The 16,753-nt window shown below is 72.3% G+C and carries 13 protein-coding genes; 7 read left to right on the top strand and 6 right to left on the bottom strand.

The genetic code is table 11. The features are described 5' to 3' along the window. Window positions 1–118: 118 nt before the first annotated feature. A complete protein-coding gene (locus BA175_RS01345; RefSeq protein ID WP_069169319.1) occupies window positions 119–571 on the top strand; it encodes a spore-associated protein in 453 nt (150 codons plus the stop codon). Between the two features lie 219 nt (window positions 572–790). Here BA175_RS01345 and BA175_RS01340 read toward each other — a convergent pair whose 3' ends face one another. The 5 genes from BA175_RS01340 to BA175_RS01320 all read right to left on the bottom strand — a co-directional run bounded on the left by BA175_RS01340 (window position 791) and on the right by BA175_RS01320 (window position 8,510). Next, window positions 791–3,613 (bottom strand): DUF5682 family protein, encoded by a 2,823-nt coding sequence (locus tag BA175_RS01340; protein ID WP_069169318.1) that lies wholly within the window; start codon window positions 3,611–3,613, stop codon window positions 791–793. Next, on the bottom strand, window positions 3,610–4,722 hold the full coding sequence (locus tag BA175_RS01335) for an ATP-binding protein (RefSeq protein WP_069169317.1): 1,113 nt from the start codon (window positions 4,720–4,722) through the stop codon (window positions 3,610–3,612). Before BA175_RS01335 ends, BA175_RS01340 begins: the two co-directional genes overlap by 4 nt. A 313-nt stretch (window positions 4,723–5,035) precedes the next feature. Next, the gene (locus tag BA175_RS01330; RefSeq protein ID WP_438947303.1) at window positions 5,036–6,619 is read right to left on the bottom strand and encodes a vWA domain-containing protein; all 1,584 of its coding nucleotides are present in this window, start codon (window positions 6,617–6,619) and stop codon (window positions 5,036–5,038) included. After that, entirely contained in the window at window positions 6,616–8,007 is a 1,392-nt protein-coding gene (locus BA175_RS01325; RefSeq protein WP_069169315.1) for a hypothetical protein, read from the bottom strand. The genes BA175_RS01330 and BA175_RS01325 overlap by 4 nt, the downstream gene beginning before the upstream one ends. Further along, window positions 8,007–8,510: a hypothetical protein gene (locus BA175_RS01320; RefSeq protein WP_069169314.1), complete on the bottom strand. Its 504-nt coding sequence runs from the start codon at window positions 8,508–8,510 to the stop codon at window positions 8,007–8,009. The genes BA175_RS01325 and BA175_RS01320 overlap by 1 nt, the downstream gene beginning before the upstream one ends. Window positions 8,511–8,877: 367 nt before the next feature. Here BA175_RS01320 and BA175_RS01315 point away from each other — a divergent pair, with 367 nt between their 5' ends. Further along, the gene (locus tag BA175_RS01315; protein WP_079159327.1) at window positions 8,878–10,425 is read left to right on the top strand and encodes a sugar transferase; all 1,548 of its coding nucleotides are present in this window, start codon (window positions 8,878–8,880) and stop codon (window positions 10,423–10,425) included. A gap of 81 nt (window positions 10,426–10,506) precedes the next feature. On the opposite strand, the gene BA175_RS01310 is transcribed toward BA175_RS01315, so the two are convergent. Further along, window positions 10,507–11,490, bottom strand: a complete 984-nt coding sequence (locus BA175_RS01310) for a GDP-L-fucose synthase family protein (RefSeq protein ID WP_069169312.1) — start codon at window positions 11,488–11,490, stop codon at window positions 10,507–10,509. Window positions 11,491–11,604: 114 nt separating this feature from the next. Here BA175_RS01310 and gmd point away from each other — a divergent pair, with 114 nt between their 5' ends. From gmd to BA175_RS01285, 5 genes are read left to right on the top strand one after another with little or no spacing between them, the layout of a single operon-like run. Further along, on the top strand, window positions 11,605–12,618 hold the full coding sequence (gmd, locus tag BA175_RS01305) for a GDP-mannose 4,6-dehydratase (RefSeq protein ID WP_069169311.1): 1,014 nt from the start codon (window positions 11,605–11,607) through the stop codon (window positions 12,616–12,618). Beyond that, a complete protein-coding gene (locus tag BA175_RS01300; protein ID WP_069169310.1) occupies window positions 12,615–12,965 on the top strand; it encodes a hypothetical protein in 351 nt (116 codons plus the stop codon). The genes gmd and BA175_RS01300 overlap by 4 nt, the downstream gene beginning before the upstream one ends. Beyond that, window positions 12,962–15,211, top strand: coding sequence for a LamG domain-containing protein (locus BA175_RS01295; RefSeq protein WP_069169309.1), 2,250 nt, complete (start codon window positions 12,962–12,964; stop codon window positions 15,209–15,211). Before BA175_RS01300 ends, BA175_RS01295 begins: the two co-directional genes overlap by 4 nt. Then, entirely contained in the window at window positions 15,211–15,927 is a 717-nt protein-coding gene (locus BA175_RS01290) for a hypothetical protein (RefSeq protein ID WP_069169308.1), read from the top strand. Before BA175_RS01295 ends, BA175_RS01290 begins: the two co-directional genes overlap by 1 nt. Further along, window positions 15,924–16,751, top strand: a complete 828-nt coding sequence (locus BA175_RS01285) for a glycosyltransferase family 2 protein (protein ID WP_069169307.1) — start codon at window positions 15,924–15,926, stop codon at window positions 16,749–16,751. Before BA175_RS01290 ends, BA175_RS01285 begins: the two co-directional genes overlap by 4 nt. Window positions 16,752–16,753 lie beyond the last annotated feature (2 nt).

Below are 16,753 nucleotides of genomic sequence, written 5' to 3'. Positions count from 1 at the left end.
TGTGCGCCACTCGACCGGGGCGGCGGTTTTTTCACCCTGCGGCCGGCACAACCATCCCCGCCGTTCGCGGGTCACATCAAGTGGGAGCAAACCACTCCTCGGGATACATGGGGGAAATATGCGAACAACTGCACGTACCATCGCGACCGCCGGAACCCTCGCCGCTCTGGTGGCGGGCAGCACCGCCGTGCTCGGTGCGACCGCCTCGGCGGCGCCCAACGTCACCCCGCAGGGCGTCTGCGGCAGCGCCTACAAGACCGTCAACTCGGCGCCCATCGGCTCGCTGGGCACGGTCTACCTGACGTACAACTCCTCGAACGGGAAGAACTGCGTCGCCACCATCCGCACCAACCCGGGCACGGCCAAGGAGATGTCCACGTACATCTACGTCCCCGACACCGACGCGTGGGCCGGTGACTCCGGGTCCTACACGTCGTACGCGGGGCCGGCGTACGTCTACGGCAAGGGCCACTGCGTGAGCTGGGGCGGCAGCATCAGCAACGTGTACGTGTCGGTGGAGAACTCCAACTGCGCGGCGCTGAAGGAACGCCGGGTCACCGAAGTCCGCTGACCCGGATCCCGGGCCGGGCCCGCCGTCCGGTCCACGGGCCGGATCCGCCGTCCGGCCCTGCCCGGCGTGTCTCGGGGTGACCACCCGGCCGTCGGACCCGGGCCGCGGGACACCTCGTCCCGCGGCCCTGCGGCGGGCTGTGCGGGGGTGCCGAGGCGCGGTACCGGGACGTCCTCCCGGTACCGCGCCTGCGGATTTGGGCCGGGACCTGCGTCCCCGTCAGACCCCGGCCAGCAGCGCCTCCAGGGCCTCGGCCGTCTCCGGGTGGCGGGCGACCAGCGCCGCGCCGCCGGGCGACGCGGCCGGGACCGTCTCCTCCCACGTGCCCTCGCAGCCCAGCAGCTCCGCCACGCTGTCGCAGGTCGCGGGGTGGGCGGCGAGCAGCAGGGCGCGGCCCCCGGCTCCCGGGCCGGGCAGAGCCGTGGGCGCCCCGGCGGCCGGCGGCTGCGGGGCTTCCCGCCAGGGCGGCACCCAGCTGTCGAGTGCCGCGAGCCGGCCGGGGAAGACACGCCCGGCCTCCCGGATCAGCAGAGGTGCCAGGTCCGCGCCGTCGTTGCGCAGCGTCGTGATGAGGGAGGGCAGCCAGGGCAGCAGCACCGGGTCGGGCAGCCGCGCGAACGCGTTCGACACGGCCTCCACGACGAAACCGGCCAGCTGCGGCACCGGCTCCAGCGCGTGCAGGAACCCGCTGAGGTAGCGGGGATAGGCCGGGAGCACCAGAGGATTGTCGAGCAGCGCGTCGCACCGCTCCCGCAGACCGGCCCGGGAGAGCTGCCCGAGCTGCACCTGCGCCGCCCACAGCAGTGCCGTCTTCGACGGCTCGCGCGGGTGCGACTGCGCGAAGGCCAGTTCCAGCTGCGTACGGTCGCAGCCCAGCGACAGCGCCAGATTCTCCATGCTGAAGAGGAATCCGAGCATCGCCGCCACCTGGCGGACGGTCGCGTCCTCGTCGGTGAACGCCTTCGGCAGCAGGGTGCAGTAGTGCGCGTAGCCCGTCTTGGCGAACGACTCGATCCACGCCGGCAGCGCCGGCCGGCTGATCCGGTAGTAGGCCAGCAGCCGGCGCACCCGCCGCAGCACCTCCGGTGCGCCGTCGACACTGCGCTCGGTGGACAGCACCTCCAGCGCGCGGGTGCCCAGCTCGTCCGCGAGGCGGTCGCCGCGCAGATGGAGGACCGCGTCCTCCACGGCCTCCAGGACGGTCGCCGCCGTGGCGTCCGGCGCGTACGCCGTACGGCGCAGGCGCTGCTCCAGGACCTGCTCGATGCTGACGCCCTCGTAGCCGAGTTCGATCAGCGCCCGCTGGTGGGTCCCCAGGGCGAGGTCCCACGATTCCTGGATCGACCGCGTGCCGAGACCCCGCTCGCCCATGATCGGCCGGGCCGCGCCGTCCGGCATCAGGCGGCGCAGCATCCACAGCACGTCGGACACCTGCTCCAACTCGGGCCGGGAGGCCATGTCGAGCAGGGCGCGCCGCACCCCGCGCTGCTGGAGTGCGAGGTTCAGCGGAGCCAGCCGGTCGTGGACGTCGCGCGCGAGGGGCGGCAGGGCGTCGTAACCGACCTGACCCACCCGGTCGCCGCCCATGAGGATCTCCACGAGCCGGCGCACGTCGCGCCGCCCCGGCACGGTCTCCTTCTCGATGCAGGTGACCGCGGCGTCCTGGAAGTCGTACGGGGTGGGCTTGGCCCGGTCCCGCATTCCGGCGAGCAGGATGGACGTCTCGAAGACGGCGATGGCGTCGGCGGTGGAGGCGAGGTAGTTGTTGCGGCGTGCGGAGCGCACGATCTCCACCGACCAGCCGAGCAGCTCCGCCTCGTCCAGGCGGTCGAGCACGGGCGGCTTCCGCAGGAATCCGGAGAGCTTGTCGGAGAGTGCGTCCGGTACCACCGGGACGGGCGGCAGTGCGGCCTTCCCCGGCTTCGCCGCCTTCTTGGAGCCCGGCCGGTCCGTGAGACGGAACGGCCGGACCCGGGTGCGCCTGAGGTTCTTCGACCACTGGGTGGCGGCGATCGAGACGGAGCCGGCGGCGAGGCCGAACTGCGCCTCGATCGCCGCGTGGCTGGACGGGATCAGGCCGTGCTGCCAGGTGCTGCCGCTCGGTGGCGTGATCTCGAAGGTGTCGCTGCCGTGGACGCCGAACTCCGCGACCCGGCTGGAGGCGTGGAACGCGCCGCAGACATAGAGGCAGTCCTCGGGGTCGGTACCGGTCGCGGCGAGGTGGGCGCGCATCCGGGTCCACATGTGGCGCTCACGGTCCTCGTCCACCCTGACCCGGTCCTGGTCGCCGGGTGCCAGCCGGCGGAACAGGCTGCCGATCAGGAGCATGACCTGCCGGTAGGTGTCGTGGTCGCTGTCGCCGAGGGGCAGTTCGACGTACTGGTGCCACCACTCCGACCAATGACGCACCTTGCCGTGGCGCAGCAGGTGCTCCTCCAGTTCGGCGAACCGGGGCCGCAGGTCGCCGATCTCCACGCCGACGGCGTCCCCGTGCAGGGCCGCCTCCCCGTCGGCGGGCGGTGCGTCCGGATCGGCGGGCCCGGCGCCCTGCGGGGTGCCCGCCTGCCACTGGAACACGTGGTCCGAGGAGCGGTCCACGAGGACGAGCTCGACACCCGGTGTGCCCAGCGCGTAGGCGATGGCCTGGTACTCGGCGGACGCCTCGGTGATCGGGGCGATGACCGACAGGGGCGCCCACTCGGCGGGGAATCCCTTCACCTCGCTCGCGAACGCCTGCACGGCCACCGGCAGCCTGCAGTTGCGCAGTTCGGACAGGAGCGGTGCCATGTCCTCGCACAGCTCCAGGTACACGACCTTCGGCTGCTTCTCGCGCAGCCGGCGTGCCATCGCCACGGCCGAGGCGGGCGAGTGGTGGCAGACCGGGAAGATCTCCAGCGGTTCGCGCACCGCCCGGTCGACGTCGTCGACGATGCCGAGGAGGATGCCCTCCAGCGCGTCGGGTCCATCGGCGAACTCCGTCGCCGCTTGCTGGAGTTGTCCTCGCAGGGCAGCGAAGGGCGTCCCCTGGCCGGGGGCGTTCACGACAGGGTGGCGATCGCGTCGCGGCCGCCCTCCAGGAACTCCGGCCAGGAGCCGCCCTGTTCCTTGCTGCGTGGCTCGACGACCCCGTGCAGGTACTTGTTGAGTATGGCGAGGTCCTCGGGTTCGCGGCGCGCCAGCGAGCCGACGAGCGAGGAGGCGAGCGTGCGGGCCGTCAGCTCGCGCTCGCCGAAGAAGTTGCTGTGCAGGATGGCGTCCTCGAGCACGCCGATCTGCTCGGCGCTGGACAGCGCGGACTCCAGCTTCTCGTCGTCGCTGCCGGCCGCGGCCGAGGAGGCACGCAGGTCGGCGAAGCTCTGCAGCAGGACGTCCAGCAGGGTCGGCGGCACGTCCAGATCGATCTGATGGCGGCGCAGCAGTTCCTCGGTGCGGAAGCGGACGATCTCCGCCTCGCTCTTCTTGTTCGTCACGACGGGGATGCGGACGAAGTTGAAGCGCCGCTTGAGCGCGGACGAGAGGTCGTTCACCCCACGGTCGCGGCTGTTGGCCGTGGCGATGACGGAGAAGCCGGGCTTGGCGAAGACGATGTTGTCGCTGTCCATCTCGGGGACGGAGATGTACTTCTCGGACAGGATCGAGATCAGCGCGTCCTGGACGTCGCTGGTGGACCGGGTGAGCTCCTCGAAGCGGCCGATCGCACCGGTCTCCATCGCGGTCATGATCGGCGAGGGGATCATCGACTCCCGCGACTGGCCCTTGGAGATCACCATGGACACGTTCCACGAGTACTTGATGTGGTCCTCGGTCGTGCCGGCCGTTCCCTGCACCACCAGGGTGGAGTTGCGGGAGATCGCGGCGGCCAGCAGTTCCGCCAGCCAGCTCTTGCCCGTCCCCGGGTCGCCGATCAGCAGCAGGCCGCGGTCGGAGGCCAGGGTGACGATGGAGCGCTCGACGAAGCTGCGGTCGCCGTACCACTTCTGGGAGATCTCCCGGTCGAGGCCGTCGGCGCGCTCGGACCCCAGGATGAACAGCCGGACCATCTTCGGGGACAGCCGCCAGGAGAACGGCTTGGGGCCGTCGTCGACCGACTCCAGCCAGTCGAGCTCTTCGGCGTACTTGATCTCGGCGGGGGCGCGCAACAGGTCGGACATGTCTGTAAGCCTTTCTGGGCAAGCGGAATGCGGAACAGGGACGCGGACGCCGGGGCGGGCGTGCACGACCGGCGGTCGTGGGGCGGTGCGGCGACGCCGCCAGGTGCGGTGGCCGCCGTCGTACGCCCGCCTCCGATCGCGGGACAGCCCTTGGGGCTGTCCCGCGATTCCCGGTGGATCAGCGTGCGGCGTCGGATGCGGTGCATCGCAAGGCGGAGGAACGTCCGCATACTGGATGTATGTGGACGTCCCGACAACGCGGCGAGGTGCCGTAGCTGTCGTCGCACGCCCGCCGGGAATTGCGGGACTGCCCTTAGGTGAGGAAGGTCTTGAGTTCGTGGACGAGCTTGCGGATGTGGCCGGAGAGCACCGGTGTCCCCTGGTCCTTGAAACGCTCCCTGAACCACGGATTGACGCTGGCACGACCGGAACTGGTCACCGAGCCGACCGGTATGAACTTGGCCCCTGACCGGTGGATGGCGGCCATGCTCTCGAAGAGCGGCTCGCTCTGCCATTCGTAGAAGTCGGAGATCCACACCACCACCGTGTTGCGGGGCTCGGCGATCTTCGGCTGGGCCAGCGCCATGGCGACCGTGCCGTCGGTGCCGCCTCCGAGGTTGGTCCGCAGCAGGGTCTCGAAGGGGTCGTGCACCCACGGGGTGAGGTCGAGGGCGTGGGTGTCGTACGCGATCAGGTGGACGTCCACCTTGGGCAGACCGGCGAAGATCGAGGCCAGGATGGTGCAGTTGACCATCGAGTCGACCATGGAGCCGGACTGGTCGACGACCACGATGAGCCGCTGCGGTGTCGTCCTGCGGGCGGTGTGCCGGTAGAAGAGGCGGTCGACGTAGAGCCGTTCCTCCTCGGGGCTCCAGTTGGTGAGGTTCTTCCAGATCGTCCGGTCGAGGTCCAGGTTGCGGAACACCCGTTTGGGCGGGACCGAGCGGTCCAGGGCTCCGACCGTCGACTTCTCGACCTGGGTGCGCAGGACCTCGGCGACCTCGTCGACGAAGCGGCGGATGAGCGCCTTGGCATTGGCGAGGGCGACGCCGGACAGGTTGTCCTTGTCGCGCAGCAGCTGTTCGATGAGCGACATGCTCGGGGTCAGCCGCGCGGCGAGCTGCGGGTCGGCCAGGACCTCGCGCAGCCGCATCCGCTGGACGAGGTCGGCCTCGATGGCACCGAGCGCGGGACCGATCTCGGGGATCAGCCGGCCGAGGTCGGGTGTCCTGCCGCCACCACCCGTGCCGGTCGGGCTGACGCCCGGACCTCCGGCCCGGCCGCCCCGCAGCTCCCCGGGCCCGCAGCCGAGGGCGCGTTCCAGCCAGCCCGCGTCGGACTGCCAGCGCGACAGCTGGCCGGCGGTGACGGTGCCCCGGGCCGGCTGGAAGACGTTGAGGAGGACCTTCGAGACGAGGGCGGCACGGCGCACCTCGGCGGCCCGGTCACGGCTGTCCCGGCCGGCGCCCTGCGCGGCGACCTCCTGCGCGGGATCCGGGCCTGTGGCGGGTGCGGTGTCCTGGCCCGCGGCCCGGGTCGCGTCATCACCGGTGACCTGGCCCGCGTCCTGCGCGGCGACCTGCCCCGCGTCCTCGCCGGGCACCATCAGGCCGTCGAACTCGGCGGCCAGTCCGGGGTGCCGCTGCACGACCGAGTCGACCGAGGTCTGCGGGTCCAGCAGCGCGGCCGGCAGCCCGATGTCCTCGACGACGGCGAGGCTCGCCGCTTCCAGGGTCGCTTGCTCCTCGGGGTCGAAGAGCCGGGCGAGCAGACGCCAGTACATGACCTGCCGGCGGTTGTCGTGCGCGCTGTCGGCGGCAGCCGGGGTCACAGCGGCCTCCGGGGGCGTCGGGGCCGCGGGAACGGCCGGAGTCGCGGGTTTCTGCTGTCCGGTCATTTCCGCAGCAGCCTTCCGGCGCGCTCGCCGAGCACCTTCACGGTGTCGGTGGCGGCCTTCTCCCCCTTGACGCCCACCTTGTCCTCCGTGCCACCGGCCCAGGCTCCCGCGTGCACCGCGACGACCTTCCGGCGCACCGTCGTCTCCACGGCGAGCGGCTGGATCCCGAACGTCCCGGCGTCCCAGCGGAGCAGGCCTATGCAGGCGCTCGACGTGGCGACCGCACGCGGGGTCAGCGGGCCGGCGACCGGGATCAGGTCGGTGTCGACGGTCAGCGCCGTCCCGGAGACGGTGAAGGTCACCGTGCCGTCGTCCTCCGTACCGGCGGAGTACCCCTCCAGGAAGACGGGGACGGCGATACGCGCCGGATGCCGGTCCAGCGGCGCGGTCGCCGGTCCGGTCGCGGTGGGCAGGGCGACACGGGCGGTGGCGAAGGGGTCGGCAGGTTCGCCGGGGCGGGCGTGGCCGTCGCTCCACAGGAGGTCGCCCTCGTCGGTGACGGGCATGTCGGTGAGGTCCATGGAGCGGCCCTCGCCGGCGGCCGCCAGGAGCGACATGTGGGGCCGGAGCAGCTGCCAGATGCCGGCTCCGACGACGGTGTCGGGCTTCGGTGCCGAGACCCCGGCGCGTACGAGCCGGGGCGCGGAGCCGTCGGCGGGCTCGAACACGGCGTGCACCTGAGCCTGCGCCGCCGTCGCGTGTTCCCGCAGGTCGACGCCGAGGGGCAGCAGCCGCCCGGTGGCCGTTCCGGTGGGCGGTGCGCCCGCCGCGCCGGGCACGGTCAGCATCATCCCGCGGGACCAGAGATCGGCCCAACGGCGCACCGGTACGCGTTCCATGGCGGTGCCGGGGCAGGAAGCGGCCAGCTCGGCGGCGAAGCCGTCGAGCAGCGTCGCGAGGCGACGCAGAGCGGGGTCGGGCAGCATCGCGGAGACCACCTCGGCCGCCCCGGAGACCACGTCGTGGTCGAGGCCCTGCCAGCCGCAGCGCGCCAGGTCGGACAGCCAGGCGCGGGCGGCCGTCAGCAGGTTCGCCGCCTGCCGCTCCCCCGGGGCAGCCGGCTCCCCCTCCGCGCCGGAGCGGCCGGTCGCCTGCTCGACACGGATGAGCAGCGCGTCGTGCACGGAGCCGAGCAGCGCGGTACGGGCGGCGGCCAGGGCGACGAAGTGGTCCTCCCCGGCGGCCCCCGCGGCGGCCTTCCCGGCGGCCTCGGCGACCCTGGCGGCCAGGGGGGTCCCGGCGACGGCCACGGCGAGGGCCTCCGGGCCCGCGCCATCGGAGGTACGGGGCCGCAGCAGCCCGGCGACGAGGGCGTCGTCGAACGCGTCGACGGCCGCGAGGGCCTCGTCGAGTCCGTCGACGGGCGCGGTCAGCAGATCGGTACGCATCACGCAGCCGCCCTCGTCGGCGGGAAGAACTGCATCTCCGGCAGCGGCGTCGTGACGGGGGCGAGCTCCAGATAGGCGAGGTGCCTCAGGAACCGGCTGAAGACGGCCGCGGCGGCCTTGGCGTCGTCCGGCGCGGGCCGGGTGAGGGCCATCGCCTGGCGCAGACCGGACGCGTCCGGCTCGCCGTCCGGGAGGTCGATCTTCAGGTAGCGGGCGACGCGCTCGGGACCGTACTGGAGGACCGCCTGGTCGACCAGGGCCGCGATGTGGTTGCAGAAGGATCCGCGCGCCCCGCCGCAGGGCCGGTTGTTGTTGGTGCTGCACGCGAAGGCGTAGCTCCCGGCCGCGACCGACGACACGTACACCCGTCCGATGTCGGATCCGCTGGACACCACGCCCTGCAGACGTCCGTCGGCCAGCTCGACGAACGGCACCTTGGCGAGCTTGCGCGGCCGTGCGGGTGGGACCACCCGTGCCGTGCTCGACCTCTCCCAGTTCGACAACGCGTCATCTCCTCCGCAGCAGGGGGTTGTTCCCGCCACGTCGGCGGAACACGACTCAACCTACGGGTGAGCACTGACAATGCCGCCGGGTGTCCGCCGACGCCCCGTCACGGCCGGGCGGCGGCAGCGGGACGTCAGGGGCGAGCGGGGTGCTCGTGGAAACCGGTGCCTCGCACCTGAAGGACTCATTCCGCCAGGTGCGGTGAGCCGCAGGACCGGAACGGGTCCGAAGGGTCTGAACTTCACGAGAACTCCAGCGAAATGGCACGTCTGTGGATATCGTGCACCGGGCGAGGGCGCATCCGTCAGTCCATGGGATCGGCGGATGCGTCCCGTTTACGGGGATGCGACTGTGGCTGGGGGGCTCATGGGGCATGTCGAATTACCTGGGACACGGATATCCGGGCCTGTGGGTGCCGCGGAGGCTCCGCGGCAGTGGCACCCACAGGCCCCGAACCGCACGGCCGCTCCACAGCAGGTGTGGAGAGCCCCGGCCGTCCGGCGCGAGCGCGCGGACCGGCCGCAGGCGAAGAAGAGGCGGTCACGGCGCCTGCCCCTTATCGTCCTGACCGACCTCGCGGGGCTGGGGATCCCCGCCTGGGCCGTCCTGCACACCGGTGCACAGCCGAGACCGCTGCTCACGGCGGCCCTGGCGGCGCTCGCGTGGACCGCGGTGCGTGCGGCGCGCGGGCGGTACGCGGACCTGCTCCCGGGTGCGCCGGGCCGCGCTCCGTACCACCCGTGGGGCGACTGGCTGGTGCTGGTCGGGGTGCTGGCCGTGCTGGTGGCGGTGACGGGCTCGTCCCACGACCCGGCGACCGCCGTCGCCGCGCTGGTGCCCGGTCCGGTCGTGGCCGTGCTCGCCGCGGCGGCGGGCCGGTGGGGGGCCGCGCGGCGGGGGCGCGCGGTGCGCCGGGTGCTGGTGGTCGGCGAGGCGGCCGGCCTGGACCGCGCGGTCGGGCTGCTCAACTCCCGTACGGCGCGCGGCTACACGGCCGTCGCCGTCATACCGGTGGGGCCGGCGGTCCCGGACTGCGAGGCCCCGGTGCCCGGCCGCCTCGCCCCGCAGCCGGCCGACGACGACGTCTCCACGGTGCTGGGCGGCGCCTTCGCCCATGACGCCGATCTGGTCCTGGTCGCTCCGGGCCCGCAGCTCGACGAGGACCGGCTGCGCCGGCTCTCGTGGGGTCTGCACGACGGCGGGGTGGCCCTCTGCGTGCTCTCGGAGCTCTCCGGGGTCGCCGCCCGCCGGGTGCGCCCGGTCCCGGCCGCCGGGCTCACGCTGCTGCATGTGGCGCCGCCGCTGCGGCGCGGCCCGCAGACCGCGCTCAAGGCCCTGGTGGACCGGACGGGCGCCGCCCTGGGACTGCTGGTCCTCGCCCCGCTCTTCCTCGCGGTCGCGCTGGCGGTACGGCTCACGTCACCGGGACCGGTGTTCCACCGCCAGATCCGGCACGGGCGGCACAACAGGCCCTTCACCATGTGGAAGTTCCGCACGATGGTCGCGGACGCGGAGTCCCGCAGGGACCAGCTCTCCTCGGCGAACGAGAGCGAGGGGCCGATGTTCAAGATGCGCCGCGATCCGCGGGTGACCCGGGTCGGCCACGCCCTGCGCCGGACGTCCGTGGACGAACTCCCGCAGCTGATCAACGTGTTGCGCGGCGACATGTCCCTGGTAGGTCCGCGGCCTCCGCTGCCCGAGGAGGTGTCCCGCTACGACGAGCGGGAGCTGCGGCGGCTGGCGGTGAAGCCCGGACTGACCGGCCTGTGGCAGGTCAGCGGCCGTTCCGACCTGTCATGGCAGGAGACGGTGGCGCTGGACCTCTGGTACGTCGACAACTGGTCGGTGGCCACGGACGTGGGGCTGCTCGCCCGCACGGTACGCGCCGTCACCGACGGCCGCGGGGCGTACTGAGTGGGAGGGCGCCGGATGTGTGCGAGCAGGGCGGGGCACGCCGGAGGGTCCCGGCGTCCCCCTGCCCCGCCCGCCGGCCGGTCAGCCCACCGGTGCCGACCGGCCGAGCCACCAGGCGTAGGTCCGTGCGATGCCGTCCCGCAGCGGGATCCGTGGCCGGAAACCGAGGGAGGAGAGCCGCGACACGTCGAGGAGCTTGCGCGGGGTGCCGTCCGGCTTCGAGGTGTCCCAGGCGATGCTCCCGCGGTATCCGGTCACCTCGCGCACGGTCTCGGCGAGTTCGCGGATCGTCAGGTCCTCACCGCAGCCGACGTTCACCGGCTCGTCCCCGTCGTACGCCTCCAGCAGCCGCACGCAGGCGGCGGCGAGGTCGTCGACGTGGAGGAACTCGCGGCGCGGGCTGCCGGAACCCCACAGGGTGATCTCCGGCGTCCCGTCGCGCGTGGCCTCGTGGAACCGGCGGATCAGGGCGGGGAGCACGTGCGAGGTCTCCAGGTCGAAGTTGTCCCCGGGGCCGTAGAGGTTGGTGGGCATGGCACTGATGTACGCGGCGCCGTACTGCCGGCGGTACGCCTGGACCTGCGCGATGCCGGCGATCTTCGCCAGTGCGTAGGCCTCGTTGGTCGGCTCCAGCGGGCCGGTCAGCAGGGAGTCCTCCCGGATCGGCTGCGGCGCGTGCTTCGGGTAGATGCACGACGAGCCGAGGAAGAGCAGCCGTCCCACCCCGGCGGCGTGCGCGCCGGCGATCACGCTGAGCTGGATGCGCAGGTTGTCCTCGAGGAACTGCACCGGGTACGCGCTGTTGGCCATGATCCCGCCCACCTTGGCGGCGGCCAGCACGACCGCGTCCGGCCGGACGTCGCGCAGGAACGCCTCGGTCGGTGCCGCGTCGCGCAGGTCGAGGCCGTCGCGGCCGCGGGTGACCACCTCGTGGCCGTCATCGGTGAGCCGGCGCACCAGTGCCGAGCCGACGAGGCCGCGGTGGCCCGCGACGAATATGCGGGAGCCGGGGCCGAGCAGGGGGCGGGCCGGCTCGGGGGGAGGGCCGGGCAGGTCAGTCGTCATGGCTCGGATTGTGCCAGCAGGACCGCGGTCCGGTGACGTTTTGCCGCAACGCGCCCAGATCATGAAATGTCCGTGCACCACACGCCCATCGGGCGACCAGAGAAGGGGGGAGTCATGGCAAAGTCCGCGCTCATCACCGGCGTGACCGGTCAGGACGGTTCGTACCTGGCGGAGCTGCTGCTGGGGAAGGGGTACACCGTCCACGGCCTGATACGCCGTTCGTCCAGTTTCAACACCGAGCGGATCGATCACATCTACCAGGGCCCCGAGGAAGCGGACCGCTCCTTCATCCTCCATCACGCCGATCTCTCCGACGGCGTCGCCCTGGTGAACCTGCTGCGCGAGATACAGCCCGACGAGGTGTACAACCTGGGGGCGCAGTCCCACGTCCGGGTCTCCTTCGACGCACCCCTGTACACCGGCGACGTCACCGGTCTGGGCACCGTCCGGCTCCTGGAGGCGGTCCGCGCCAGCGGCATCGAGACGCGGATCTACCAGGCCTCCTCGTCCGAGATGTTCGGGGCGACCCCTCCCCCGCAGAACGAGGACACCGCCTTCCACCCGCGCAGCCCGTACAGCGTCGCCAAGGTGTACGCGTACTGGGCGACGGTCAACTACCGGGAGGCGTACGGCATGTTCGCGGTCAACGGCATCCTCTTCAACCACGAGTCGCCCCGGCGCGGCGAGACCTTCGTGACCCGCAAGATCACCCGGGGGGTGGCCCGGATCAAGGCGGGTCTGCAGGACCGGCTGCATCTCGGCAACCTCGACGCCGTACGGGACTGGGGGTACGCCCCCGAGTACGTGGACGCGATGTGGCGGATGCTGCAGTGCGACGCCCCGGACGACTACGTGGTGGCCACCGGGGAGGGGGTCAGCGTCCGGCAGTTCGTCGAGTACGCCTTCGAGCACGCGGGCCTCGACTGGGCGGAGCACGTCCGCTACGACCCCAAGTACGAGCGGCCCAGCGAGGTGGACGCCCTCATCGGGGACGCGGCCAAGGCCGGCGAACTGCTCGGCTGGAAACCCGAGGTGAGGTCGCGGGAACTGGCCAGGATCATGGTGGACGCGGACATCCGGCTGCTGGCCGACCAGCTCACGGGAGCGGCCGTGCGGGTGGACCGGTGAGACGGCCGGGGCGGGCCGGGCGGACCCGCGGCGGTGCGTCCGCCACGGCCCGCCCGGTCGGCGCCCCCGCCACCGTGCGGGTCACCGGCGCGTGGACCGGACCGGCGTCCACCCACGACACCCGGCCGGCGCTCACCGCGCCCGTGCCGGGGACCGTCACCGACGCGCTCTTCGACTCCACCGGCTCCTCGGTGGACCGGATCGCGCCGGCACCGGCCGGAGCCGTCGGCTCCGGCCGCCCACTCGCTCCGGCCGGCAGCGGGACGGACCGTCCCCGCGTCCGGTCGAGCGAGGTGTCCGCGGCCTGCGGGCCGCAGCTCGTTCTCACCTTCGGAGCCGAAAGATGAACACACGTACGGGGCGGAGAACCGGGGGACGTGGCCGTGTACGGGCCGCCTCCGCCGCACTCTGCCTGTTCGCCGGGGCCCTGACCGCGACGGCGGCCGGGACGTCCCCGGCCGCGGCGCTGACGCCTCCGGTGTCGCTCACCGCGGACGACCTCACCACCTGGCAGACCAACGGCATCGTCTGGTCCATGGCCACCACGGACGGCGTCGTGTACGCCGGCGGCACCTTCTCCACCGTCCGGCCACCGGATGCCGCCCCGGGCACCGGGGAGCGGCCCGCGGTCAACTTCGCGGCCTTCGACGCGGCGACGGGGGCACCGACCGGGTGCTCCCTGTCGTTCACCATGTCCTCCGGAACGGCCACCGTCCGTGCGCTGGCCCTCTCGCCGGACGGGCGGACCCTGTACGCGGGCGGCCAGTTCGGGGCGGTCAACGGGGAGGGCGTGAGCAACTTCGCGGCCGTGGACACCGCGACCTGCACCCCGCGCAAGGACTTCAAGATCTCCGTCTCGGCGACGGTACGGGCTCTGGACGCCACCGCGGACACCGTCTACCTCGGCGGCGACTTCACCAGCGTGGGCGGCCAGACCCGGAACAAGTTCGCCGCCGTCACCACGAGCGCCGGCCTGCTGCCGTGGACCGCCCACGCGGACGAGGTCGCACGTGCCGTCCAGGTGACCCCGGACGGGAAGCACGTGGCGCTCGGGGGAGACTTCTTCACCGTCAACGGGACCGCCACGCACGCCCTGGCCGTGGTGGACGCCACCACGGGCGCGCTCACCACGAGCTACCCGGGCTTCATCCCCGACACCTCAACGGTGCAGGACCTCACCACGGACGCGACCGGGCTGTACACCGCGAACGAGGGCACCGGAGGCGGTGTCTTCGACGGCCGCATCGCCATCGACCTGGACGACTACCGGCAGCGCTGGCGGGACACCTGCCTGGGCGCCACCCAGGCCGTCCTGGTCCACTCGGGCGTGCTGTACAGCGGCAGCCACGCCCATGACTGCTCCAGCATGGGCGGGTTCCCCGACCAGCCGCGCAGGCACCTGCTGGCCCAGTCCGTGAACGATCCGGCGCTCCTCCCCTGGTTCCCCGACACCAACGACGGCATCGGTGAGCCGGTCGGGCCCCGGGTGATGACCCAGACCGACAAGGGCGGCCACCACTACCTCTGGGTCGGCGGGGAGTTCACCACCGTCAACGGCTCGGCCCAGCAGGGGCTCACCCGGTTCGCCGACGGTCCCGACACCGGGGCACCGTGGGTGCCGAACGTGAGCCTCTCCACGGTCACCCCCGGGCGGATCGACGTCAACTGGCAGACCAGCTTCGACACGGACGACGGGGAGCTGACCTACCGGATCTACAAGGACGGTGCGAGTACCCCCGTACACACCACGACCGGGTACTCCGTCTTCTGGAACCGGCCGCAGCTGAGATGGACGGACACCGACGTGGCACCGGGCGAGACGCACTCGTACCGGATCACCGCGAGTGACGGCACCAACACCAGCGCGAAGTCCCCGGCCCGGTCCGCCACCGTGGCGGCCACCGCGGAGAGGTACCCGGCCCGGGTCCTCGCCGACGGCGCCTCGCTGTACTGGCGGTACGACGAGGAGGGCTCCACCTTCGCGGCCGACACGACGGCCGGTCTGGACAGCGGCTTCCTGCGCAACGGGCCCGCCTACCGGCAGACCCCGGCCGCCGTGGCGGGGGGATCGACGGCCATCGGTTTCGACGGGGGGAGCGAGTACGCGTACAGCAACAGGCGCCACGCGCAGCCCGTCCGGTTCTCCGTGGAGACGTGGATCAGGACGACCACGGTCCGGGGCGGAAAGATCATCGGCTTCGGCAACCTGACCATGCAGAACAGCACCCGCCTCGACAAGCACGTCTACATGCGTGACGACGGGCGCCTCGTCTTCGGCGTCTACGCCGGCGGAGCCCGTACGGTCACCACACCGGCCGCCTACAACGACGGCACCTGGCACCACGTCGTCGCCACCCAGGGCACCGGCGGCATGGCGTTGTACGTCGACGGGCAGCTCCGCGCGTTCAGCTCCCTGTACACCACCAACGAGAACTACGCGGGCTACTGGCGTGTCGGCGGGGACAACCTGAGCGGCTGGCCGAACCGCCCGACCAGCAACTTCTTCGCAGGGCAGATCGACGAGACCGCCGTCTACCCGACCGCGCTGAGCGCTTCGCAGGTGAGCGCGCACTACGCCCTGAGGACAGGTTGATGAGGTATCCGTTCCTGGCCGGCGCCGCCGTCGTCATCGCGACGGCGGCGCTGGCCGCCTGCGGCTCGTCCGCCGACGGAGGCGGTCAGGAGGCGGCGGGCAGCAGGCCGTCCGCCACCGCTTCCCCCTCCGCCGGCCCCCCGGCCGCCGGGTCCGCCGTCACCGGTCCGTCCTCCGGCCCGTCGGCGGCCCGGCCCTCCGGCGACCCCGCCGGCACCCCGAAGGCGCCCGCCGGGGAGATCACTCCGGCCACGGGCTCCTTCTCCGAGAAGCAGAGGGAGTATCTGACCGACCGCGTCCCCGTGGGCATGGACCCCGCCGCGGTGCTGCAGACCGGCCAGGAGACCTGCGACCGGCTCCGCTACCTGGTCAAGGCGGACCGGGACATCGCCGTCGGGGCGATCGTCACCGGCGAGGTCGCGGACGCGGAACCGGCCGTGGCCCATCTGTGCCCGCAGCACCAGGATCTGGTGAAGGAGGCCGCGCTGGGCTACGCCGACGGCACGTACACGGGGGCACGGCTCCGCCCGGGCCGCTACCGTGCCCCCTCCCCCACCGCCCACTGCACCTGGCAGGTGACGGGCGCGGGCGGCACGGTGCTGGCGTCGGGTTCCTCCGGCACCGGCAGGCCCGTGTCGGTCACCGTCGCCGGGTCGGCACGGACCCTCACCTCCACAGGCTGCTACGCCTGGCTGCCCGAAGGAGACAAGAGTTGAGCAGACTGCCCATCGCCGTGGCGATCCCCACGAAGAACGAGAGCCTGAACATCGCCGAGGCCGTGAAGTCGGTGCTCGGCCACTTCGAGGCCGTCGTCGTGGTCGACTCCCACAGCACGGACGACACCGTGAAGATCGCCGAGGAGTGCGGGGCCGAGGTCGTCACGTACACCTGGGACGGAGGCCATCCGCGCAAGAAGCAGTGGTGCCTGGAGAACGTGCGCACGGACCTGGACTGGATCCTCCTGCTGGACGGCGACGAGCGGATCAGCCCCGGTCTGCTGGCCGAACTGCGGAGGACGTTCGCCGATCCCCGCTCCCCCCAGCCCGCCGCGTACGACATCCCGCTGGGCTACTGGTTCTCGGGGAAGCGGCTGCGGCACGGCTACACCATCCGCAAGCGGTCCCTGACCGACCGCACCCGCTGCCACTACCCGGAGGTCGGGGACCTCGCGGCGCCCGGGATCGGGGAGGTGGAGGGGCACTACCAGCCGGTCGCCGCGACGGTCGGCACCTTGCGCAACCCCATCGAGCACCAGGACCTGGACCCGGTCACCGCGTGGTTCGAGCGGCACAACCGCTACTCGGACTGGGAGGCCTGGCTCGAGCACCACCCCGACGTCAAGGAGCAGGTGCGGAAGGTGAAGTCCCGGCAGGGACAGCTCTTCCACAAGGCGCCGTTCAAGCCGCTGGTGTCCTTCGCCTACATGTACGTCTACCGGCGGGGCTTCCTCGACGGGCGCGCGGGCCTGGACTTCGCCCTGGCGATGAGCTTCTACCGCTGGCAGATAGCCCTCAAGTCGCGCGAGCGAAGGTCTGGCTGACG

Origin of the sequence: Streptomyces griseus (assembly GCF_001715295.1) — a bacterium.
Taxonomy (GTDB): domain Bacteria; phylum Actinomycetota; class Actinomycetes; order Streptomycetales; family Streptomycetaceae; genus Streptomyces; species Streptomyces griseus_G.
This window is presented reverse-complemented; position numbering and strand designations above follow the sequence as displayed.

Coding starts and splice junctions, on each gene's coding strand:
- BA175_RS01310 (WP_069169312.1), bottom strand. CDS start 11,490: ATGACGACTGACCTGCCCGGCCCTCCCCCCGAGCCGGCCCGCCCCCTG.
- gmd (WP_069169311.1), top strand. CDS start 11,605: ATGGCAAAGTCCGCGCTCATCACCGGCGTGACCGGTCAGGACGGTTCG.
- BA175_RS01290 (WP_069169308.1), top strand. CDS start 15,211: ATGAGGTATCCGTTCCTGGCCGGCGCCGCCGTCGTCATCGCGACGGCG.
- BA175_RS01335 (WP_069169317.1), bottom strand. CDS start 4,722: ATGTCCGACCTGTTGCGCGCCCCCGCCGAGATCAAGTACGCCGAAGAG.
- BA175_RS01315 (WP_079159327.1), top strand. CDS start 8,878: ATGGGGCATGTCGAATTACCTGGGACACGGATATCCGGGCCTGTGGGT.
- BA175_RS01330 (WP_438947303.1), bottom strand. CDS start 6,619: ATGACCGGACAGCAGAAACCCGCGACTCCGGCCGTTCCCGCGGCCCCG.
- BA175_RS01345 (WP_069169319.1), top strand. CDS start 119: ATGCGAACAACTGCACGTACCATCGCGACCGCCGGAACCCTCGCCGCT.
- BA175_RS01295 (WP_069169309.1), top strand. CDS start 12,962: ATGAACACACGTACGGGGCGGAGAACCGGGGGACGTGGCCGTGTACGG.
- BA175_RS01325 (WP_069169315.1), bottom strand. CDS start 8,007: ATGCGTACCGATCTGCTGACCGCGCCCGTCGACGGACTCGACGAGGCC.